At 62.0% G+C, this 21867-nt stretch carries 18 protein-coding genes; 12 read left to right on the top strand and 6 right to left on the bottom strand.

Annotation, left to right across the window (positions count from 1 at the left end; translation table 11 throughout):
- Positions 1-176: 176 nt before the first annotated feature.
- Positions 177-2513, bottom strand: coding sequence for a 5-methyltetrahydropteroyltriglutamate--homocysteine S-methyltransferase (gene metE / locus ACP7DE_RS18990; protein ID WP_426073536.1), 2337 nt, complete (start codon positions 2511-2513; stop codon positions 177-179).
- 118 nt (positions 2514-2631) lie between these two features.
- Between metE and ACP7DE_RS18985 the strand changes: the two genes are divergently transcribed.
- The 5 genes from ACP7DE_RS18985 (at position 2632) to ACP7DE_RS18965 (ending at position 8002) form a co-directional block, all read left to right on the top strand.
- Positions 2632-3540: a LysR substrate-binding domain-containing protein gene (locus tag ACP7DE_RS18985; RefSeq protein ID WP_426073535.1), complete on the top strand. Its 909-nt coding sequence runs from the start codon at positions 2632-2634 to the stop codon at positions 3538-3540.
- Between the two features lie 129 nt (positions 3541-3669).
- Entirely contained in the window at positions 3670-4155 is a 486-nt protein-coding gene (locus ACP7DE_RS18980; RefSeq protein ID WP_426073534.1) for a phasin family protein, read from the top strand.
- A gap of 218 nt (positions 4156-4373) precedes the next feature.
- A complete protein-coding gene (locus tag ACP7DE_RS18975) occupies positions 4374-5552 on the top strand; it encodes an acetyl-CoA C-acetyltransferase (RefSeq protein ID WP_426073533.1) in 1179 nt (392 codons plus the stop codon).
- A 143-nt stretch (positions 5553-5695) separates the two neighbouring features.
- Positions 5696-6436 carry an acetoacetyl-CoA reductase gene (gene phbB, locus ACP7DE_RS18970; protein ID WP_035823615.1) on the top strand — a complete coding sequence of 247 codons (741 nt, stop codon included), beginning with the start codon at positions 5696-5698 and terminating at the stop codon, positions 6434-6436.
- 117 nt (positions 6437-6553) lie between these two features.
- A complete protein-coding gene (locus ACP7DE_RS18965) occupies positions 6554-8002 on the top strand; it encodes a hypothetical protein (RefSeq protein ID WP_426073532.1) in 1449 nt (482 codons plus the stop codon).
- On the opposite strand, the gene ACP7DE_RS18960 is transcribed toward ACP7DE_RS18965, so the two are convergent.
- On the bottom strand, positions 7939-8559 hold the full coding sequence (locus ACP7DE_RS18960) for a LysE family translocator (RefSeq protein ID WP_426073531.1): 621 nt from the start codon (positions 8557-8559) through the stop codon (positions 7939-7941). The two genes, ACP7DE_RS18965 and ACP7DE_RS18960, sit on opposite strands and share 64 nt — an antisense overlap.
- Before the next feature lie 153 nt (positions 8560-8712).
- Here ACP7DE_RS18960 and ACP7DE_RS18955 point away from each other — a divergent pair, with 153 nt between their 5' ends.
- From ACP7DE_RS18955 to ACP7DE_RS18940, 4 genes are all read left to right on the top strand, one after another.
- Positions 8713-9195, top strand: coding sequence for an Lrp/AsnC family transcriptional regulator (locus tag ACP7DE_RS18955; RefSeq protein ID WP_010393611.1), 483 nt, complete (start codon positions 8713-8715; stop codon positions 9193-9195).
- An 85-nt stretch (positions 9196-9280) separates the two neighbouring features.
- On the top strand, positions 9281-10237 hold the full coding sequence (gene pip, locus ACP7DE_RS18950; protein ID WP_426073530.1) for a prolyl aminopeptidase: 957 nt from the start codon (positions 9281-9283) through the stop codon (positions 10235-10237).
- Between the two features lie 112 nt (positions 10238-10349).
- The gene (locus ACP7DE_RS18945; RefSeq protein WP_071079926.1) at positions 10350-10790 is read left to right on the top strand and encodes a DUF2721 domain-containing protein; all 441 of its coding nucleotides are present in this window, start codon (positions 10350-10352) and stop codon (positions 10788-10790) included.
- A gap of 45 nt (positions 10791-10835) precedes the next feature.
- Entirely contained in the window at positions 10836-11291 is a 456-nt protein-coding gene (locus tag ACP7DE_RS18940) for a hypothetical protein (RefSeq protein ID WP_426073529.1), read from the top strand.
- A 4-nt stretch (positions 11292-11295) separates the two neighbouring features.
- On the opposite strand, the gene ACP7DE_RS18935 is transcribed toward ACP7DE_RS18940, so the two are convergent.
- Positions 11296-11886 carry an SRPBCC family protein gene (locus ACP7DE_RS18935; RefSeq protein ID WP_426073528.1) on the bottom strand — a complete coding sequence of 197 codons (591 nt, stop codon included), beginning with the start codon at positions 11884-11886 and terminating at the stop codon, positions 11296-11298.
- A gap of 159 nt (positions 11887-12045) precedes the next feature.
- On the opposite strand from ACP7DE_RS18935, the gene ACP7DE_RS18930 reads away from it, so the two are divergent.
- On the top strand, positions 12046-14091 hold the full coding sequence (locus ACP7DE_RS18930; RefSeq protein ID WP_426073527.1) for an FAD-dependent oxidoreductase: 2046 nt from the start codon (positions 12046-12048) through the stop codon (positions 14089-14091).
- A gap of 63 nt (positions 14092-14154) precedes the next feature.
- Here ACP7DE_RS18930 and ybaL read toward each other — a convergent pair whose 3' ends face one another.
- The 3 genes from ybaL to ACP7DE_RS18915 form a co-directional block, all read right to left on the bottom strand.
- Positions 14155-15867: a YbaL family putative K(+) efflux transporter gene (gene ybaL / locus ACP7DE_RS18925; protein WP_426073526.1), complete on the bottom strand. Its 1713-nt coding sequence runs from the start codon at positions 15865-15867 to the stop codon at positions 14155-14157.
- 209 nt (positions 15868-16076) lie between these two features.
- Complete coding sequence (locus ACP7DE_RS18920) at positions 16077-17198, bottom strand: beta-ketoacyl-ACP synthase III (RefSeq protein WP_426073525.1); 1122 nt, start codon at positions 17196-17198, stop codon at positions 16077-16079.
- Positions 17199-17386: 188 nt separating this feature from the next.
- Positions 17387-18841 carry a S41 family peptidase gene (locus ACP7DE_RS18915; RefSeq protein ID WP_426073524.1) on the bottom strand — a complete coding sequence of 485 codons (1455 nt, stop codon included), beginning with the start codon at positions 18839-18841 and terminating at the stop codon, positions 17387-17389.
- A gap of 368 nt (positions 18842-19209) precedes the next feature.
- Here ACP7DE_RS18915 and ACP7DE_RS18910 point away from each other — a divergent pair, with 368 nt between their 5' ends.
- Both ACP7DE_RS18910 and ACP7DE_RS18905 read left to right on the top strand, forming a co-directional pair.
- On the top strand, positions 19210-19431 hold the full coding sequence (locus ACP7DE_RS18910; protein WP_426073523.1) for a hypothetical protein: 222 nt from the start codon (positions 19210-19212) through the stop codon (positions 19429-19431).
- A 219-nt stretch (positions 19432-19650) separates the two neighbouring features.
- On the top strand, positions 19651-21744 hold the full coding sequence (locus tag ACP7DE_RS18905; RefSeq protein ID WP_426073522.1) for a M13 family metallopeptidase: 2094 nt from the start codon (positions 19651-19653) through the stop codon (positions 21742-21744).
- Positions 21745-21867 lie beyond the last annotated feature (123 nt).

Genomic DNA, 21867 nt, shown 5'->3' with positions numbered 1-21867 from the left:
ATGGGAGCAGTAAATTTCTTGCATTCTACTGCAAAAAAATCAGCGTCAGGGACCTGGAGTGTGCTATTCCGCAGGGCAACAGTGACTTCTTGTCAAAAAACAAGGGCGGCGCCCCGGAAAACCGCTGCGCCGCCCCGCAAGCAGCTGAGAATGCGCCCTGACGGCGCTATCCTGCGTCAAGCCGCGCGCATCTGCTGTGCCGCCGCGACCATATTGCGCAACGCCGCTTCCGTTTCCGCCCAGCCCCGCGTCTTCAAGCCGCAGTCCGGGTTCACCCATAAGTTGGCCGGCGCAATCGCGGCGCTGGCTTTTTGCAGCAACTTCACCATGTCGGGCGTCGAGGGGATGCGCGGCGAGTGGACGTCGTACACGCCGGGGCCGATGTCGTTCGGATACTGGAACTGGCCAAAGCCCGTCAGTAGTTCCATGTCCGAGCGGCTCGTTTCTATCGTGATCACGTCGGCGTCCATGGCGGCGATCTGCGGCAGGATGTCGTTGAACTCCGCATAGCACATGTGCGTGTGGATCTGCGTCGTGTCCTTGACCACGGAAGCGGCGATGCGGAAGGCGCGCGTGGCCCAGTCCAGGTAGGCGTCCCACTGGCCGCGGCGCAGTGGCAAGCCTTCGCGGATGGCCGGCTCGTCGATCTGGATGATGCCGATGCCGGCCGTTTCCAGGTCTTGCACCTCGTCGCGGATGGCCAGGGCCAGTTGCAGTGCCGTGCTGGGGCGCGGCTGGTCGTCGCGCACGAACGACCATTGCAAGATCGTGACGGGGCCCGTCAGCATGCCCTTCATGGGTTTTTGCGTCAGGCTTTGCGCGTGCACCGTCCAGGCTACTGTCATGGCGGCCGGGCGCTGCACGTCGCCGTAGATGATGGGCGGCTTGACGCAGCGCGAGCCGTACGATTGCACCCAGCCCAGGCGCGTGAAGATGAACCCGTCCAATTGTTCGCCGAAGTATTCGACCATGTCGTTGCGTTCCGCCTCGCCATGCACCAGCACGTCCAGACCCAGCGCTTCCTGGCGCCCCACGACGTGGGCGATTTCCGCGCGCAGCTGGTTGTCATACTCGGCGCTTGCCAGTTCGCCCCGCTTGAAACTCGCGCGGGCTGCGCGGATGGCCGTCGTCTGCGGGAAGGAGCCGATGGTCGTTGTCGGGAAGTCTGGCAAGCGCAGGCGTGCGCGTTGCACGCCCTGGCGCTGCGGGAAGCTGGAATCGCGGCGGTCGACGCTGGGCGTGAGCGTTTGCAGGCGTTGCGTGACCGATGCACGGTGGACGCGGGGGCTGGCGCGCCGCCCTGCAATGGCCAGACGAGACTTTGCCAGCGCGGCCAGCGCGTCGTCGTCGGGAGGGCCTTCCAGTGCCCCCTTGAGCAGGGACAGTTCCACTAACTTCTCCGTGGCAAACGCCAGCCACGTGCGGATTTCACCGTCGAGGTCCGTTTCGGCTTCCAGGCTGAACGGTACGTGCAGCAGCGAGCATGAGGGCGCCAGCCACAGGTGGCCGTTGCGCTTGGCTGCCAGCGGCTGCAGCATGGCCAGGGCCGCGTCGAGGTCGGTGCGCCAGATGTTGCGCCCGTCGACGATGCCGATGGACAAGACTTTATGCGTGGGCAGCCAGTCCGTTACGCTGATCAGCTCGTGCGGCGCGCGGATGCCGTCCACGTGCAGGCCGGCCACAGGCAGGCGGCAGGTCAGGCTGAGGTTTTCTTCCAGTGGCGAGAAATACGTGGCCAGCAGGATATTCACGCCCACCTGGTTCAGCTGCCAGTAGGCGCTCTCGAAGGCGCTGCGCCAGGCGTTGGGCAAGTCCAGTCCCAGGATCGGTTCATCGAGCTGCACCCACGTCACGCCTTGCTGCTTGAGGCGGTCGAGCAGGGCGCCGTAGACGGGCAGCAATTGTTCCAGCAGGGCCAGACGGTCGAAGCCAGACTCGCCGGGCGTCTTTTCCTTGCCCAGCCAGAGGAAGGTGAGGGGGCCGATCAGGGCCGCCTTGACCTGGTGACCGAGCACCTGCGCCTCGGCCACTTCCGCCAGCAGGCGCTCGCAGGCCAGCGAAAACCGGGTCTGCGGCGACAATTCGGGCACCAGGTAATGGTAATTGGTGTCAAACCACTTGCTCATTTCCAGCGCGTGGTTGCCGGCGGCGTGCTCATGGTGCGCTTGACTGTGCGTGCAGCCGGCGTGGTCCGCCTGGTTGTCGTTGCCGCGCGCCATCGTGAAATAGCGCGACAGCGGCGATTGTGCTGTGTCAAAGCGGAAACGCGCCGGTTCGCAGCCCAGCAGCTGGATATGGCTGGCCACCTGGTCGTACAAGGCGAAGTCGCCCACGGTGACATAGTCCAGCCCGGCGTCGCGTTGCAGCGCCCAGTGGCGCGCGCGCAGTTGCTGGCCCGTGGCTTCCAGGGCGGCCTCGGACACCTCGCCACGCCAGTGGCTTTCCAGCGCCAATTTCAGTTCCCGCGCGGCGCCGATACGGGGAAAGCCAAGGATGTGGGTACGAATGGTCATGATGTCATCGAGATTTAATGTGAATGCGCTAGAGTGTGCGGCAACTTAATCTATAATCAAAACGAAACCTTTTTACGAATAACATGAAAATATTTCACGTACATCACCCATTTTCCCAATGCTAGAAATCCGTCACCTGCGCACCCTGAGTGCCTTGCGTTCCTCCGGCAGCCTGGTGCGCGCTGCGCAGTTGCTCAATTTGACGCAGTCGGCCCTGTCGCACCAGATCCGTTTGCTGGAAGAGCGCTACAAGGCGCCCTTGTTCGAGCGCAAGTCGATGCCGATCGCCTTTACGGCCACGGGCAGCCGGCTGCTGGAGCTGGCCGACAAGCTGTTGCCCGAGATCGAGCTGGCCGAGCGCGACGTGGCGCGCCTGTCGCAGGGCGACAAGGGGCAGCTGCGCGTGGCGCTCGAATGCCATACCTGCTTCGACTGGCTGATGCCGGTGATGGATGCATTCCGCCAGCGCTGGCCTGAGGTGGAAATCGATCTGGTGTCGGGCTTTCACAGCGAACCGGCGGAGCTGCTGCGCTCGGGCGAGGCGGACCTCGTGATCGGCTCGCCGTATGGCCCCGATTTCACCGTGTTTCCCCTGTTTCGCTTTGAAATGCTGGTGGTGATGGCGCAGAAGCACCGGCTGCAGGCGCAGCGCCGGCTGGTGGCGGCCGACTTTACAGGCGAGACCCTGATCACCTATCCCGTGCCGGAAGAGCGTATTGACCTGATCCGCGAAGTGCTGCGGCCGGCCGGCATCCAGTTTGAACGCCGCACGGCCGAGCTGACGGTGGCCGTGCTGCAACTGGTGGCGAGTCGGCGCGGCATCGCCGCTTTGCCGAACTGGGCCATCAAGAATTACGTCGATTACGATTATGTGGTGGCGCGTCCGGTGGGGGAGCACGGCTTGTGGAGCGACCTGTATGTCTCCGTGCCGGAGCAGTTGCAGGACAAGGCGTATGTGCGCGATTTCGTCAGCGTGATACGCGAACAGTGCGCGGCTTCGCTCGATGGCATCAAGTTGTTGTCCTGATCAACGTTGAGTTGGAAACAAACCAACAGGAAAGCTTGATAAATATCAAGGTTTAGCAATGAACCACCGCTTACAGTTGAGCACTGTGCGGCGCAACATGGCGCCGCCTACTCTTTGGGGAGGAACGATATGTTTTCAATTTCGGAACAATGGGCACTCGCCGGCAAGGCCGTGGTGGAAGCACAGTTGAGCAGTGCGCAAGCGTATCTCCAGGCTGCGCTCGACAGCGGTGCCAGCGTGCTCGATTGGCAGATCGATGCGGGCCGCGCGGCGCTGGCGGCCGCTACGGTGGCGGGCAATCAGCTGCTGTCCGTGAAGGATACGCAAGCGCTGCTGCAACTGTCGCGCACGCAGTCGCAACTGGCCATCGAACGCATCGGTGCATATGGCCGCCAGGCAAAGGATGTTGCTCAAGAAACCCATGAGAAATTCGACACTGTGACAAAGGGTGAGTTTGCTGCATCGCGTCAAAAATTTGGCGAGCTGTTGCAGGTAGTAAAGCAAACGCCCGTACCCCTGATTATTCCCTTTAATAATTTTCTAAAAACCACTTTCGGCGGCGCCGATGAAGGGTATGATAAAAATAAAAACACGCGTCCCGCTCGTCAAACGTAGGCGCGTTGCGGCCCGGCAGCGGCTATCCGCCGCGCCAGGCCGCCCGCCGCCACCGCAGGGCGGGCTGCCATCGCTGCCGTCTGCCATGCGGTGCTGGAACTGTGGCGCATGCCACGCTAGAATGAAACACAGCTTGCTGTGTCTTCCAGAATTCGGATTCATTGGATTCTATTAACACCTTGACCTTGGCCTTCTTGGCCTGCATATCGGAGAAATAAATGGATGATGTCGTAATCGTGGCCGCCGGCCGTACCGCAGTCGGTAAATTCGGTGGCAGTCTGGCCAAGATTCCTGCGTCCGAACTGGGCGCGCATGTAATCAAGGGCTTGCTGGCACAAACCGGCATCGACCCGAACCTGATCGGCGAAGCGATCCTGGGCCAGGTGCTGACGGCTGCCGTCGGCCAGAACGCCGCGCGCCAGGCTGTCATCAAGGCAGGTTTGCCCAGCTCCATCCCGGCATTCACCATCAACAAGGTATGCGGCAGCGGCCTGAAGGCCACGCACCTGGCGGCGCAAGCGATCAAGTGCGGCGACGCCAACATCATCATCGCCGGCGGCCAGGAAAACATGAGCGCATCGCCGCACGCCATGAACGGCTCGCGCGACGGTTTCCGCATGGGCGACTTCAAGATGATCGACACCATGATCGTCGACGGCCTGTGGGACGTGTACAACCAGTACCACATGGGCATCACGGCGGAAAACGTCGCCAAGAAATATGAAGTGACGCGCGCCGAGCAAGATGAATTCGCGCTGCAATCGCAATTGAAGGCGGAAGCGGCGCAAAAAGCGGGCAAGTTCAAGGATGAAATCCTGCCGCTGGAAATCGCCAACAAAAAAGGCACCGTTGTCTTCGACAGCGACGAATACATCAAGCCCGGATCGACCCTGGAATCGCTGACCGGCCTGCGCCCCGCGTTCGCCAAGGACGGTACTGTCACGGCCGGCAACGCCTCGGGCCTGAACGATGGCGCCGCCGCCGTCATCATGATGTCCGCCTCGCAAGCGAAGGAACTGGGTCTCAAGCCGCTGGCGCGCATCAAGGCTTACGCCTCGTCGGGTCTGGACCCGGCCGTCATGGGCATGGGCCCTGTCTCCGCCTCGCGTTTGTGCCTGAAAAAAGCCGGCTGGACGCATGAAGAGCTGGACTTGATGGAAATCAACGAAGCGTTTGCCGCGCAAGCGATTGCCGTCAACAAGGAAATGGGCTGGGATACCAGCAAGATCAACGTGAACGGCGGCGCGATTGCCATCGGCCACCCGATCGGCGCCTCCGGCGCGCGCATCCTGGTCACCCTGATCCATGAAATGATACGCCGCGACGCCAAGAAAGGCTTGGCAGCCCTGTGCATCGGCGGCGGCATGGGTGTTGCTTTAGCGATCGAACGCGACTAATAGCTGCCAACCGAAGCCAAGCCGTTGCGCGCAGTGCGTGGCGGCCTGGTACGGTGCGGTACGCCGCCGTCACGCGGCGGTTTTGGACTGCTTTCATTAAATAATTAACTTTTTAGCAACAGAACGACACTGAGGGGATGAAAATGGCAAGAGTTGCATTGGTAACTGGTGGCATGGGTGGTCTGGGCGAAGCAGTCTGTTTCAAGCTGGCGGCGCTCGGCTATCGCGTGGTCACGACCTATTCTCCAGGCAATCCGAAGGTTGCGGAATGGCTGGCGACGACCAAGGACATGGGCTATGACTTCAAGGCGTATCCGTGCGACGTGGCTGACTACGATTCGGCGGCTGCCTGTGTGGCTGCCGTGGAAGCGGAAATCGGTCCTGTCGACGTGCTGGTGAATAACGCCGGCATCACGCGCGACATGACATTCAAGAAGATGGACAAGCCGAACTGGGATGCCGTGATGGGCACCAACCTGGACTCCGTCTTCAACATGACCAAGCCCGTCTGCGACGGTATGGTGGAACGCGGCTGGGGCCGCATCATCAATATCTCGTCCGTGAATGGCCAGAAAGGCGCTTTCGGCCAGACCAACTATTCGGCCGCGAAAGCCGGCATGCACGGTTTCACCAAGTCGCTGGCGCTGGAAGTGGCGCGCAAGAACGTCACCGTCAACACCATTTCGCCAGGCTACATCGGCACCAAGATGGTCATGGCGATTCCGCAGGAAGTGCTCGACAGTAAAATCATCCCGCAAATTCCGATGGCGCGCCTGGGCAAGCCGGAAGAAGTGGCCGGCCTCGTCGCCTACCTGGCTTCCGATGAGGCAGCGTTCGTCACGGGCGCGAATATCTCGATCAACGGCGGCCAGCACATGTCGTAATCGTTGTTGAGGTAAAACAGAAAGACAGCTGCGGCTGTCTTTTTTTATGCTGGCAAGCAAAACAGGCCGGGCGCGTGCTTTGCCTTAGAATCAGCATTTCCCCACCGCATCATCCCCATGACTCTTGTTCCTGCCTTGCGCCGCGCCAGCGTGCTTGCCTTCCTTCTCCTGGGCATTTCCGCTGTCCAGGCCAGCGTCGCGTTCCACGTCACGGTGACTACCGAGCGCGTCAACAAGCCCGGCGTGAATACCAGCCTGCCCGCGCGCGATACGCAGGACAGCGACGTCGTGCTGGGCGAACACTTCATCAGCGTCCGCGATGGCCACACCTTGTCCGTGCTCGATTTTGCCACGCGCCGCCGCTACATGATCGATACGGCGGCGTCCACTTACGACACGTATTCGCTGCTCGACGTGGCGGGTTCTCGCGCCGCTGAGCTGCGCCACCGGCAGGGGATCGCCGGCATGTTGAAGGCGAGTGGCCTTGGCCAGCAGGCAACGCCGCCCGTGTATGAGGAACAAGCGTTGTCGGTGCTGGACAACAAGCGGCGTGGACCCTTGCTGCCACAAGTGCTCGACGGTGCCGTGCTGTGGTCGCTCGACGAGCAGCCTCTGTTGCGCCTGGGGATAGCCGGCAGCCCCGTCACCGGCGACGATGCCACGGCGTTTGCCCAGTATTTGCGCTACACCTGGGGCGGCCACCCGGCGGTGCTGAAGATGCTGGCCGACGGCAAGCGCATTCCCGCGGAATTCACCTTGAGTCACCAGCAGATTGCTGGCAAAGTCACGCGCCATTTCCGCATCAGTGCCATGACAGTGGATGCGCCCGCCACGTACACGCTGGCCGCGTACCGGCCACGCCCGCTGGCGGCTGATGCGCCGGCGCTCGAACGCGTGCTGGCGCAGGCGGCCCTGCTGCCGCCGCTGGGACCCCAGGCGCATCCGGCGCTGCGGGCCGAAGCGGAGCGCCTGTTTGCGGCAGAGAAGCCCTTTGACGCCTTCCTGAGCATGCTGGAAGACCATTTTTCCACGGGGGCGCTGGTCGACAAACTCTCGCCGCCGCAGCAGCAGGCCATGCAGCAATGTCAGCCCATTCATGACTTGACGCGCGCACTGCTGGCCAAGGACAAGGAAGATATTCAGGCCGCGCTGACCACCGTGCAGGGCTTGCGCCAGCAGCACGGCCTGGAGCAGCCGGTACTGGCTTTGTTCGAGGGAAATCTGCGCGCCAAGCTGGGGCAACGGCAGGCAGCGATGGCCTTGTATCTGCAAGTACTGCAGGCGAAGCCGCACATGGCGGCCGCGTACCAGGACTTGGGCGACGCGCTATACGCGCAATTCGATGCGCCAAATGCTTGGCGCAGCTGGGATGCGGGCCGGGCCATGGCGCCGTCGCTGCGGCAATTTCGCAAGGTCAATGACCTTGAGCGTAGCCTGCTGAACGATTACCCCGCCTTCTTTGCGGGCGGGGCGCCGGTTCAGTTGCCGGTTCCGCCGAAAGTTCAGCCCAGCACCAGCCGTCCGGCCAGCAGCACGAAGACAGAAGGCAGCACGAACTTGCCGTAAGGCGAAGGCTTGCCGCGCAGGCGGCGCGCCAGGCGCGCAGCCAGTACGGCGTACACGGCGTCGAATAGCAGGCCCACCAGCACCAGGACGGCGCCCAGGCGCAGGTATTGCATGCCGACGCTGTCGCTGCCGGCGACGAACTGGGGCAGGAACATGCTGCAAAACAGCAGTGCCTTCGGATTGAGCAGATTCGTCAGGAAGCCGCGCACCAGGCTGGCGCGGGCGCTGTGCGCCGTAGCGGGGGCGGCTTTTTCCTGCGCCGTTTTTTTCGACAGGGCCGACTGCAGCAAGCGCAGCGCCAGGTACAACAGATACGCGGCACCCGCCCATTTGACCCACAGCAGGGCTTGCGGATGCGTCACCATCAGCGCCGCCAGGCCCGCGCCTGACAGCGCCACGTGCACCGCGCGCGCGCCGGCGATACCCAATGCCGTCACCAGCGCCGTGGCCACGCCGCGCGCGGCACCTGTCGCCAGCACCAGCGCCATGTCGGGGCCAGGTAATAAAAAGGCGCCGGCCAGTGCCAGCAGGTACATCAGGAAGGTAGAATCGGACATGCAGTCAGTCGAAAAGAAAACGGGAGCAAGCGCACGGTGCAGCCTGCTCGCCGGGCCCCATTATGTTCTTGCTGTGATGAAATGTGCTTGCTTTTCCTGCCCTGCATGCCCTAGTATTTGGGTAGATTCCACTCCTATAAAAACAAAAAATAGATGAAAATTTCAGAAGTTAGCCTCGATGCCACCGATTTGCAGATTCTCAGGCTGTTGCAGGATGAAGGACGACTGTCGAATGCGCGCCTAGCCGAGCGCTTGAAGCTCAGCGAAACCCCCGTCTGGCGCCGCTTGCGCCGCCTGGAAGAGGAAGGTTTTATCACCGGCTACCAGGCTTTGCTCAACCGCAAGAAGCTGGGCATCGGCCTGGTGGCGTTTGTACGGGTCGTGTTTGCCAACCATGGCGGCGAGCAGCCCTCACAGTTCGAGCAAGCCATCGCCACGATTCCCGAGATATTGTCGTGCCACAATGTGGCGGGCGAAGCCGACTATTTCCTGCAAGTAGTGGCGCGCGACCTGGAAGCGTATGGCGAATTCGTTTCGACCGTGCTGCGTCGCCTGCCCGGCGTGGCGGAAATCCAGTCCAGCCTGTCGATGCGCGAAATCAAGTCGTCGAACCGCCTGCCCTTGCCGCTGGCCTGAGGCGCCGGGAGCGCACTATCGCACTATAATTGGGTCTTTGCCAGGCATCCGCTGCCTGGCTTCCAGACTGTCTACGAGGACCGCCATGCCCGATTCCCTGTCGCCCCTGTTTCCCGTCCTGTCGCCGAACCGGCACGGCATGCTGGCGGTCGATGACATCCACACCATTTATTGGGAAGAGTGCGGCAATCCCGATGGCATTCCCGTGCTATTCCTGCATGGCGGCCCCGGCGCGGGCCTGTCGCCGCAACACCGTCGCTTCTTCGATCCGCAGCGCTACCGCGTAATCCTGTTCGACCAGCGCGGCGCGGGCAAGTCTACGCCGCTGGGCGAATGGCGCAACAACACGACGCAGCTGCTGATCGACGATATCGAAGTGCTGCGCACCCAGTTCGGCATTGCCCAATGGCTGGTGTTTGGCGGTTCCTGGGGTTCGACCCTGGCGCTGGCGTATGGCCAGGCACATCCCGAAGCTTGCCTCGGTTTCGTGCTGCGTGGCATTTTCCTCTGCACGCAGGCGGAAATCGACTGGTTCATCGAAGGCGTGCGCTGGTTTTATCCGGAACTGTACGCGGAATTCGCCGCGCCCATCCCGCTGGAAGAACGCGGCGACTTGCTGGCCGCCTACGTAAAACGCATCCTCAGCAGCGACCCCGCCGTGTACTGGCCCGCCGCGCGCGCCTGGAGCCGCTTCGAGGGCCGCCGCGTGTACCTGATGCCGCAACCGGAAGATGCGCCGAACGATGCGCTGGACCTGGGCGTGGGCCGGCTCGAATCGCATTACATGGCGAATCTCGGTTTCTTCGAGGAAGACCAGCTGATCCGCAACATGGGGCGCATCGCGCATTTGCCGGCCGTCATCGTGCAGGGACGTTACGACGCCATCTGCCCGCCCCTGTCGGCTTACCGCTTGCAGCAAGCCTGGCCCGGCGCGCAGCTGAACATGATCCCGGACGCGGGCCATGGCGCGCTCGAGCATGGCATCGCTTCGGCGCTGGTGAACGCCACCGAGCGTTTCGTGCCGGGACGCGGCTTCGCATGACGGCAGGGCCTGCCTGGCGGCAAAGCGGCCTACAGGCGTGCGCCACCTGCTACACTAGCGCCTGTGCCGCCGCCTTCCGCGGGCGGCAGTGCGACCTTACCTTTTTTTACCCATGAACATACAGATCGGCGATATCGGCCATATCATCCAGCTGGCGATTGCGCCGGTCTTCCTGCTGACAGGTATTGGCACCATGCTGGTCGTGCTGACCAACCGCCTGGGGCGCATCATCGACCGCACGCGCGTGCTGGAAGACCGGCTCGACATCGGCTACAACGATTTCTACATGGATGAGTTAGATACGCTCTATACGCGTACCCATCTGATCAATTATTCGATCTCCCTGAGCACGGCTTGCGGGTTCTTTGTCTGCATCATCATCGCCATGCTGTTTCTGGGCGATATTATGAACCTGACGCTGGATAAATACATCGCCGTATTCTTCGTGCTGGCCGTGATCTGCCTGATCGGTTGCTTCACCTATCTGCTGCGCGAGATTTACCTGGCCGCCACCGCCCAGCGCATCCGGCGCCATATCCGCCCGCCCCGCTAGGCGGGCCGCACCGGTTTTACCTTCCATATTAAGAACGAGTCCAGCATGCACGATTACAAACGCCCCCCCACCCTGCACCGCTACGGTCAGCGCAGCGAGCTCGAATTGGCCTTGAGCCTGGGCCAGTTCCGCCTGGTGCCGGCGGGCAATTGCCTGACCCTCAGCTTTTCGCAAGTGTGGGACAAGCAACTGTTCGACCTGTTCGCCCCGGCTGACAGCTGCCTGATCATCCATAACACGGAAGAATTCGGCGAACGCCTGCACCGCGCCGTGCAGCGTACTCTGCCCAGCTGGGCCGGCATCGATGGCGTCGTCGAATACGGCCAGCGCGCCGCCCTGGGCGCTACTTTCACCAAGACGCGCACTGAAGCGGCCGAGCAGGAATGGCTGTTCGCCTGGCGCTCGATGCAGCCGCAGGCCAGCCTGAACCCCGTCACGGTGAAACTGGGCAGCCTGGAAAATTTCGCGGAGCTGCGCGACCGCGATACGTATTTAGCCTGATTTGTCAGGATTTATCGGCATGCTGGCTGTCGATGCGGGCCAGCACGGCCGCCATCATGCGCTCGATATCGCCGCGTATCATGGTCGTGCCCAGCATGCCGGGCACATAGAAGCCCGGCACCAGCCGACTGGAAAAGACGATGCGCGTGCCGCCCGTCTCGGGGATGGGATACAAATTCCAGCGCGCTTCATAATGCCGCATGTCGCCGGAGATCAGGGCGATGTCGATGGCCGTGAACGGCGTTTCCGTGGCCCGCACCACCAGGTGGATGGCGTGGTTCATGAACAGGAAGCGCGCCATGCCTTGCTGCTCGATGATGACTTCATTGCCATTGCGCGACAGCACGCGGCAGGAACTGAGGTCGGGCACGAATTCATGCATGCGCTCGTAGGTGGTCAGCGTCTTCCAGACGGATGCCGGCGGCGCCTGCACGCTGCCGCTGGCATCGACTTCATACATGCGCTGCCCGTCGACCTCGATGCGCTTGACGTCGACCTTCAGCTTGTCCAGGCGCAGCGCCTGCATCTGCGCTTGTGCCGCCGCCGGGGTGGCAACGGTGCACAGCATCAGCAGGCAGAGGAAGAGGCGCGTCATGCTACCTAGCCTACGGGAAACTTGCGCCCTGCACAAGCTGTACCCATCGCCGGCGAGTGCGCCGGGCGATTTAGAACTCCCGGTCTAGAGAAATACGCTGCGGCGGCCAGCAATGCTTGTTACCGTACGGCCTGCATACCATCTTCTATCGGACCGACCATGACTGCCTATCCCCATTTGCTGGCCCCGCTCGACCTGGGCTTCACCACCTTGCGCAACCGCGTCATCATGGGGTCCATGCACACGGGCCTGGAAGACCGGTTTTATCATTATGGCAAGCTGGCCGCGTTTTACCGCGAGCGGGCGCGGGGCGGCGTAGGGCTGATCGTCACGGGCGGCATCTCGCCGAACCGCCAGGGTTGGCTGCTGCCGTTCGGCGGTACCTTGAATTTCCTCGGCGACGTACCGAACCACCGCAAAGTGACGCGCGCCGTGCACGAGGAGGGCGGCAAGATCGTCATGCAGATCCTGCATGCGGGCCGCTACGGCTACCAGCCCTTCGTCGTCTCGGCGTCGGCAAAAAAGTCGCCGATTTCGCCATTCCGCCCCCGTCCTTTGAGCGAACGGGGCATCGAGCGCACCATCTGCGACTACGTGCGTTGCGCACGCCTGGCGCAAAAGGCGGGCTACGACGGCATCGAGGTGATGGGCAGCGAAGGCTACCTGTTGAACCAGTTCCTGTGCGCGCGCACCAACCTGCGCCAGGACCGCTGGGGCGGCACGATCGAGAACCGCATGCGCCTGCCCGTGGAAATCGTGCGCCGCATCCGCGCCGCCGTCGGTCCCAACTTCATCATCATGTACCGCCACTCGCTGCTTGACCTGGTCGAAGGCGGCAATACCTGGGACGACGTGGTGACGGTGGCCAGGGCGCTGGAACAGGCGGGGGTGACGATACTCAATACGGGCTTCGGCTGGCATGAGGCGCGCGTGCCGACCATCGTCACCTCGGTGCCGCGCGCCGCGTTTGCCAGCGTGGCGGGACGTTTGCGCCGCGAAGTGAGCATTCCCGTGGTGGCGTCGAACCGCATCAACATGCCGCATGAAGCCAACGCCATCCTGGAGCGGGGCGACTGCGACCTGGTGTCGATGGCGCGCCCCTTCCTGGCCGACCCGTTTTTTGTCGCCAAGGCGGCCTCGGGCCGTGCCGACGAGATCAATACCTGCATCGGCTGCAACCAGGCGTGCCTGGACCACACCTTTGCCAACAAGCGCGCCAGCTGCCTGGTCAACCCGCGCGCCTGCCATGAAACGGAACTTGTGTACGCGAAAAAAGCCGTGGCGCGCAAGGTAGCTGTCGTCGGCGCCGGGCCGGCCGGCCTGTCGGCCGCCACCGTGGCCGCCGAATGCGGGCACGAGGTAACCCTGTTCGACAGCAGCGACAGCGTCGGCGGCCAGTTCAAGGTGGCGATGCAAATTCCCGGCAAGGAAGAATTTACGGAAACCATCCGTTATTTTGCCCGCCGCATCGCCTTGTCGAATATCCAGCTGCGCCTGGGCCAGCGCGTCACGCGTGAGCAATTGCTGGCCGGCGGCTATGACGACGTCATCATCGCTACCGGCATCAAGGTGCGCCTGCCGGCCATTCCCGGTATCGAGCATCCGAAAGTGCTGTCGTATCTGGACGTGCTGCAAGCCAAGAAGCCTGTCGGCGCGCGCGTGGCCATCATCGGCGCGGGCGGCATTGGCTTCGACGTGGGCGAGTATTTGCTGCACGACCCGACGCACCCGCTGCCGCAACCCGTGGCGACGTGGGCGGGCGAGTGGGGCGTGGACTTGAACGCGGCCACGGGCGGCGGCCTGGTGTCGCCCGTGGCGCCTGTGCCCGTGCGGCAGATTTTCCTGTTGCAGCGCAAGACGTCGAAAGTGGGCGCGGGCCTGGGCAAGACTTCGGGTTGGGTGCATCGCGCGGCCCTGGCGAGAAACGGCGTGGCCATGCTGGCCGGCGTGACCTACGACAAGATCGACGGGCAGGGCTTGCATATCACCGTGGGCGGCGAGCAGCGCCTGCTGGCGGTGGACAACGTGGTCATCTGCGCGGGCCAGGACAGCTTGACGGAACTCATGCCGCCCGTCGACAAGGATGGCAAGCCCTTACAGGCGGGCGGCCCGCGTTTCCATAAAATCGGCGGCGCTGCGCTGGCGGCGGAACTTGATGCCAAGCGGGCCATACGGGAAGGCGCGGAGCTGGCCGCCAGCCTGTAAAAAGAAAGCCTGCCGGCTGGGTAGCGGGCAGGCTTGCTGGACGGAAAAGGCGTTGGCGCTCGCTTAATGCGCGCCGTGGCCCTTTTTCACCGTCTCAAAACTTTGCAGCACGTGCTCGGCCATGCCATTGGCCAGTTCGTGCTCGCCAATGAAGACTTTGCCCGCGTTTTCCGCGCGCAGCAATTCCGCCTCTTCCTCGCTGTGCGTGCGCACCACCGTCAGGATGGCGGGGTTCAGCGCGCGCGCCGTCGCTATCATGGCGCGCACGTGGAAGGTGTCCGGCGTGGCGATGACGAGCATGGTGGCGTGCGTGATGTGCGCCTGGATCAGCACGGCCGGTTCGCCCGCATTGCCGGCCACGGCCGGGATGCCCTGCTTGCGCAGCTGGTCGACGATTTCGCGGTTTTCCTCGGCCACGACAAAATGAATGCCCCGCTCCATCAGGGCGGCGGCGATGCGCCGGCCCACACGGCCATAGCCCACCAGCACGATTTGACCTGACAGCTTTTCCTGTGGCACCGTCATCGGCAGCTCGGCCAGCGGATCGGTGGTGCGTTCGAACTTGCGCGCGAAATCGCTGTTGCCGATCACGCGCAGCAGTGGCTTGGCCAGGCTGAACACCAGCGGGTTGAGGGCGATGGACAGGATGGCGCCGGCCAGGATCAGGCTTTGCCCTTCCTGCGGCATCAGGCCCAGCGACAGGCCCAGGGCGGCCAGGATGAATGAGAACTCACCGATCTGCGCCAGGCTGGCCGAAACGATGATGGCTGTTTTCGGCGGGTAGCGCAGGGCCATCACCAGCAAGAAGGCGGCGATCGACTTGCCGAAGATAATGATGGCGCACACGGCCAGCACTTGCAGCGGCTTGTCGATGAGGATATTCGGCTCGAACAGCATGCCGACGGAAACAAAGAACAGCACGGCAAACGCGTCGCGCAGGGGCAGCGACTCTTCCGCGGCGCGGTGACTGAGTTCGGACTCGCGCAGCACCATGCCGGCGAAGAAGGCGCCCAGCGCAAACGACACGCCGAACAGCTTGGTCGAAGCGTAGGCGATGCCGACGGCGGCGGCGATCACGCACAAGGTAAACAGTTCACGCGAACCGGTGCGCGCCACTTGCCACAAAATCCACGGGAACAACTTGCGGCCCACCACCAGCATGAAGATGATGAAGCCGGCCACTTGCCCCAGGGTCACGGCCAGGGTTTGCCACAGGCTGACGGCCTCGGCATCCGGCGCAACTTTTCCACCCAGCACACCGGCAAACGCCGGCAGCAGCACGAGGACCAGCACGGTGACCAGGTCTTCCACCACCAGCCAGCCGACGGCGATGCGCCCGTTGAGAGAGTCGAGGATGCCCCGTTCTTCCAGCGCGCGCAGCAGCACCACGGTACTGGCCACGGACAGGGCCAGGCCAAAGATCAGTCCGCCACCGAGAGTCCAGCCCCACCAATGGGCCAGGCCCATGCCCATCGCCGTGGCGACGCCGATCTGCAGGATGGCGCCGGGCAGCGCGATCTTGCGCACGTCCCACAAATCTTCGATGGAAAAGTGCAGGCCGACACCAAACATCATCAGCATCACCCCGATTTCCGCCAATTGCCCGGCGATTTCCGCATCCGCCACAAAACCGGGCGTGGCCGGTCCGATGATGATACCGGCAGCCAGATAGCCGACCAATGCCGGCAGTTTCAGGCGCGCGGCGAGGAAGCCGAAGATGAGGCCGAACCCGAGGGCGGCGGCGATGGTGGTGATCAGACTGATGTCATGGGGCATGCGTGGTGGGTTCCTTATGGGGACGTGCGGATGGAAAAAGAGGGTGTGCAGCGATTGAGTATAAACGCAACAAAGCTGCGGCTGGAATGTTCCTGCCGCTTTTTTTACAAAAAATTTGCGCTATATCTTCGTCCAGGTGGCTACGAACGCATGCCATCCACCCGCATCTGCGCCTAATTCAAGCAATCAGGCGCATCTCCCCCAGGCGCTTACACCTTGCGCACAACCACGCAGCCTATGGAGTAGCCGGCGCCAAACGAGCAGATGACGCCCAGGCTGCCTGCCGCCATGTCATCCTGATAGGTATGGAAGGCGATGATGGAACCGGCCGACGAGGTGTTGGCGTAGGTGTCGAGGATCACGGGCGCCTCGTTGGCTTCCGCGTCGCGGCCGAGGATCAGGCGCGCGATCAGCAAGTTCATGTTCAAGTTGGCCTGGTGCAGCCAGTAGCGGCTCACTTGCGCCACTTCCACGCCGGCCTTGGCCAGGGTTGCCTTGATCATCTCGGCCGCCATCGGGCACACTTCCTTGAAGACCTTGCGGCCTTGCTGGCGGAACAGTTTATCGGCCTTGCCCACGCCGGATTCATCAAAACGGTTGAGGAAGCCGAAATTGTTGCGGATGGCGTTCGAGAAGCGCGTCTTGAGTTCCGTAGCGATGATCTCGAACTGGTGCGTAGAGACGGCCGTGTCTTTCGCTTCGACGATGATGGCGGTGCAGGCGTCGCCGAAAATAAAATGGCTGTCGCGGTCGCGCCAGTTCAGGTGGCCGCTGGTGATTTCAGGATTCAAGACCAGCACGGCGCGCGCCTGGCCGCTTTGCACGGCGGCGACGGCTTGCTGGATGCCGAAGGTGGCGGACGAACACGCCACGTTCATGTCAAAACCATAACCGTCAATGCCCAGCGCATCCTGCACTTCCACCGCCATGGCCGGATAGGCGCGCTGCATATTGCTGCAGGCTACCAGCACCATGTCGATGTCGGCCGGCGTGCGGCCGGCGCGCGCCAGCGCATCGCGCGCGGCTGCCACGGCCATTTCCGCCTGCAAGGACAGTTCGTCATCGCCCCGTTCCGCAATGTGCGAGACCATGCGGGCCGGATCGAGGATGCCTTCCTTTTCCATCACGAAGCGCGATTTGATGCCGGATGCCTTTTCGATGAAGGCCACGCTCGACAGGTCCAGCGCCGTCACCTCGCCCGTGGCGATCGCGTCGGCGTGATCGGCATTGAATTTTTCTGCATAGGCATTGAAGCAGGTGACCAGTTCTTCGTTGGAGATCGAAAATGGCGGCGTGTACAGTCCGGTGCCGCTGATGACGACTTGTTTCATGGTTAAACTTTCAAATTTGGCAATCGGCGCGCTGCCGATAAGTGAAGCAAATTTTACACAAACGGACTCGACTGTAGAGAGTTTCGTGTTGCGGAGGAGGGGGAAGTGTGGCGGAAGATTGATTTTTGTCGCGTGGACCGGTGATCGGGGGGCATTGTGCCACCCCGCTGTGCTGTCGGCGTTGCTGCTTACTTCTTCTGTTCTTTCTTGACGTCGGCTTGCACCACCACCGGTTCGGCTTTGGCCAGTTGCACCGGTAAACCCTTCAGGTGGTTCAGCGCCTGGTGCAGCTGGAAATCATCCTTGCTGCCAAATTCCAGCGGCTTGCGGGTTTTTTCCAGGGCGATGATGCGCAATTGCTCTTCCATCTCGTCATTGACGGGGGCGGCCTTGGTGCCGTTGTTGGCGCTGCCTTGGTCGCGGTCGTTGCTCAGGTGCTTGGTCAGGTCCGCTTCACGGATGCGCAAGCCGTTCAAGCCGTCGCCGTCCGCGTTTTCATCGACCAGCAAGTCGGGCATGATGCCCTTGGCCTGGATCGAGCGGCCATTCGGCGTGTAGTAGCGGGCCGTCGTCAGCTTGACGGCCGTGTCGGCGGTCAGCTGGCGGATGGTTTGCACGGAACCCTTGCCAAAGGTTTGCGTGCCGATGATGGTGGCGCGCTTGTAATCCTGCAGGGCGCCGGCGACGATTTCCGAGGCCGAGGCCGAGCCTGTGTTGACCAGCACCACCAGCGGCACTTTTTTGATGGCTGCCGGCAATTTTGCCAGCGCATCGCTTTCCGAGCGGAAGGTATAGTATTCGGCGCGGCCGTAGAACACCTGTTTTGAATCGGGCAGCTGGCCATTCGTCGAGACGATGGCCGCGTCCTTCGGCAGGAAGGCGGCCGAGACGCCGATGGCGCCCTGCAGCACACCGCCCGGATCGTTGCGCAGGTCGAGCACCATGCCCTTGAGGTGCGGGTCTTGCTGGTACAGGGCCGTGATCTGCGCGGCCATGTCGTCGACGGTCGGTTCCTGGAATTGCGACACGCGCAGCCAGGCGTAGCCCGGCTCGACCATCTTCGCCTTCACGCTCTTTTGATGGATTTCCTCGCGCGTGATGGTGAAGGCCAGCGGCTGCGGTTCATCCTTGCGGGCAATGGTCAGCGACACCTTGGTGCCCGGTTCGCCGCGCATGCGCTTGACGTTGTCGTCCAGGCTGACGCCTTTCACGGGCTGGCCATCGAGGCGGGTAATCAAATCGCCAGCCTTGATGCCGGCGCGGTAGGCGGGCGAATCCTCGATGGGCGAGACGATCTTGATGTAGCCGTCTTCGCTCAGGCCGATTTCAATGCCCAGGCCGACAAACTTGCCTTCGGAACCTTCGCGCAGCTCGGCGTAGGCTTTCTTGTCCAGGTAGGCGGAATGGGGGTCGAGCGAGGCGACCATGCCGGAAATGGCGTCTTCCAGCAGTTTCTTGTCTTCCACCGGCTCGACGTAATCGGACTTGATCAGGCCAAACACATCGGCCAGCTGGCGCAACTCTTCCAGCGGCAAGGGCGGCTCGACGGTTTTTTGCGCCATGGCTGAAAATTGCAGCGACACGGCGACGCCGGCCACCACGCCCAGGCCGATCAAGCCGGTATTTTTGAGTTTGCCCATCATTGCACCTTTGCAGCTAGCGTGTCTTGCACAAGCGCCAGTCCCCGTGGAGCGGCGCTTTCCTGAAAGTATAGACCTGAATCTCTGCCGGCGTGGGCCTGCCATGGAAAAAGCGTGCCTGGGTCCATTCTACGCGCGAAAACGGGGCTTTCAGCTTGCCAAATGTTGCGGCTTTGTATGCGATGTATAGTTCATCTTGAGGGGAGTAAGCATTTGTAAGAGTCGAAAAAAAGCGTGTGCGGCGGCCCTATAGTGGATTCGCATTCTCGACCCGAAGTGGTTTTGCCTGCGTCTGCGGACGCAGGCTTTTTTTTATCCACGGGCTCAGGCTCATTTAGACTGGAGCTTCTTCTTTCCCCGCAGATAAAAAAATGTTAACTGATTTGCAGGCACGTGTCTCGCTCACAGCGCTGATTGAAAAGTATCTGAAGGGGCGGCATCCTGATGTCGACCTGCTGACCGACATCGTTCAGGATCCGTCACGGCAAGTGCCGATTAGGGGTGTGCTCGAAGATATCGGGCAGTGCAACAACATGCAGTTCACGCAACAGGAGCTGGCGCTGATCGACGACCTGCTCTATCTGTATGGATAAACGCGCCATGCGTTTTTCCAGGCCACGCCATGCTCGCCGGCCTGGACAATGAAAGCCCCTTGAGCCTGGTCGAACTGAGCGGCGATCCCGGGACAGTCCGGGGGCAAGGATGGCCAAACGGCATGGTCGCGTGCTACATTCCTGCAGCGCCTGGCGCGGCGGGCTATCCGCCCGCAGCTATCTGCCCGGTCTTTTTGACATGCCCCATAAGGACAATCCGTGAATCGCTATCTCTTGAGCAGTCTGACCCTGACCCTGTTGGCTGCGTTTGCCCATGCCGCCGAACCCGTATCCGCCGCATCCTCCGTGACCGCACCGAGCGTGGCGCCCGGCGTCGCACCTACCGCACCTGCCGCTGCTGGCGTCGTTTCCGGCATCGATGTGCAGTACATCGACCCTGCGGTCAGAGTGCAGGACGACTTTTTCACCCATTTGAACGGCAAGTGGCTGGCCACGGCGGAGATACCTGCCGACAAGTCGAGCTGGGGTTCGTTCGCCAAGCTGCGCGATGACACCACGCCACAGTTGCGCGGCATCATCGAGTCCACGCAACAGGACAAGCACAAGAAGGCCGGTTCCGAAGCGCAGAAAATCAGCGACATGTACGCCAGTTACATGGATGAAGCCAAGCTCGATGCGCTGGGCACGAAGCCGCTGGCCGGCGAACTGAACCGCATCCGCTCGCTGCGCGACAAGAAGGGCCTGCCCGCCCTGATCGCCCACCTGAGCCAGACGGGTGTCTCGACCCCGTACACCGTCTACGTGGGCCAGGATGCGCGTGCCTCGACGAAATATGCCGCGTATCTGAGCCAAAGCGGCCTGGGCATGCCAGACCGCGACTACTACTTGGAAGCCAAGCAGGCGGGCGTCAAGGAAAAATACCAGGCGCACGTGGAAAAAATGCTGGCCATGGCCGGCGACAAGCACGCCGCCGCCCGCGCCAAGGCTGTCGTTGCCCTGGAAACGGCCTTGGCCGAAGTGCAATGGACCAAGGTCGAGAACCGCGACCCTGTCAAGCGCTATAACAAGACCGAGCTTAACAAGCTGAACGACCTGACTCCCGGCTACGATTTGAAAGCGGGCCTGGCTGCCCAGGGCATCGCCAATAAGGTCGATTATGTCATCGTCAATCAGCCGAGCTACCTGGCCGGCTACAACAAGGTGCTGGCCGCCACCGACCTGGACACCCTGAAAGCCTACTTCGAATGGCAGTTGCTGCGTAGCTACGCCAGCTACCTGTCGAAAAACTTCGTTGATGAAAGCTTTGCCTTCTACGGCACGGTGCTCAGCGGCGTGACGGAAAACCAGCCGCGCTGGAAGCGTGGCGTGGGCGCCGTCGAAGTCGTGTTGGGCGAAGCCGTCGGTAAACTGTACGTCGCGCAATATTTCCCGGCAGAACGCAAGGCGCACATGCAGGAACTGGTGAAAAACGTGCTGGCCGCCTACAAGGACAGCATCGATACCTTGGACTGGATGAGCCTTGACACCAAGAAAGAAGCGCAAGCCAAGCTGGCCAAGTTCACGCCGAAGATCGCCTATCCGAACAAATGGCGTGATTATACGAAGCTGCAAATCGTCCAGGGCGACCTGGTTGGCAACATGATGCGCGCAGCGAACTTCGCTTCGGCGCGCCAGGTGGCCAAGCTGGGTAAACCGATCGACCGCGAAGAGTGGGGCATGACGCCGCAAACGGTGAACGCCTATTACAGCTCGACGATGAATGAAATCGTCTTCCCCGCGTCCATCTTGCAGCCGCCATTCTTTGACGCCAACGCGGATGACGCCGTCAACTATGGCGCCATCGGCGCCGTCATCGGCCATGAAATCAGCCACGGCTTCGACGACAAGGGTAGCCAGTCCGATGGCGACGGCAACTTGCGCGACTGGTGGACCCCGGCCGACCGCAAGAACTTTGCCGCCAAGGCCGATGCGCTGACCAAGCAGTACGATGGCTACAGCCCATTGCCTGGCTACAACGTCAATGGCGCGCTGACCCTGGGCGAGAACATCGCCGACAACTCGGGCGTGGCGATTGCGTACAAAGCCTACAAGATCTCGCTGGGCGGCAAGCCGGCCCCCGTGCTCGATGGCTTGACGGGTGACCAGCGTTTCTACATGGGCTTTGGCCAGGTGTGGCGCAGCAAGATGCGCGAAGCGCAGCAGATCGTGCAGATCAAGACCGATCCCCATTCGCCGGGCCAGTACCGCGCGAATGGCACCATGGTCAACCAGCCTGGCTTCTACGAAGCGTTTGGCGTGAAACCGGGCGACAAGATGTATGTCGCCCCGGAAAACCGCGTGATCATCTGGTAAGCGCGGTCTTGATGAAAACGTAATGCTGTAGCAACAAAAGAGACCAACTTGCGTGGTCTTTTTTGCATTTCGGACAAAGTTTTTTCTGTCGTTTCGGCCGGTATGCTACAGTCAAAAACCGGG

The organism is Janthinobacterium sp. DSP2-3-3 (assembly GCF_049897325.1).
In the GTDB taxonomy this organism is placed as follows: domain Bacteria; phylum Pseudomonadota; class Gammaproteobacteria; order Burkholderiales; family Burkholderiaceae_D; genus Janthinobacterium.
The sequence above is the reverse complement of the archived record's forward strand: the minus strand, read 5'-3'. Positions and strand labels throughout refer to the sequence as shown.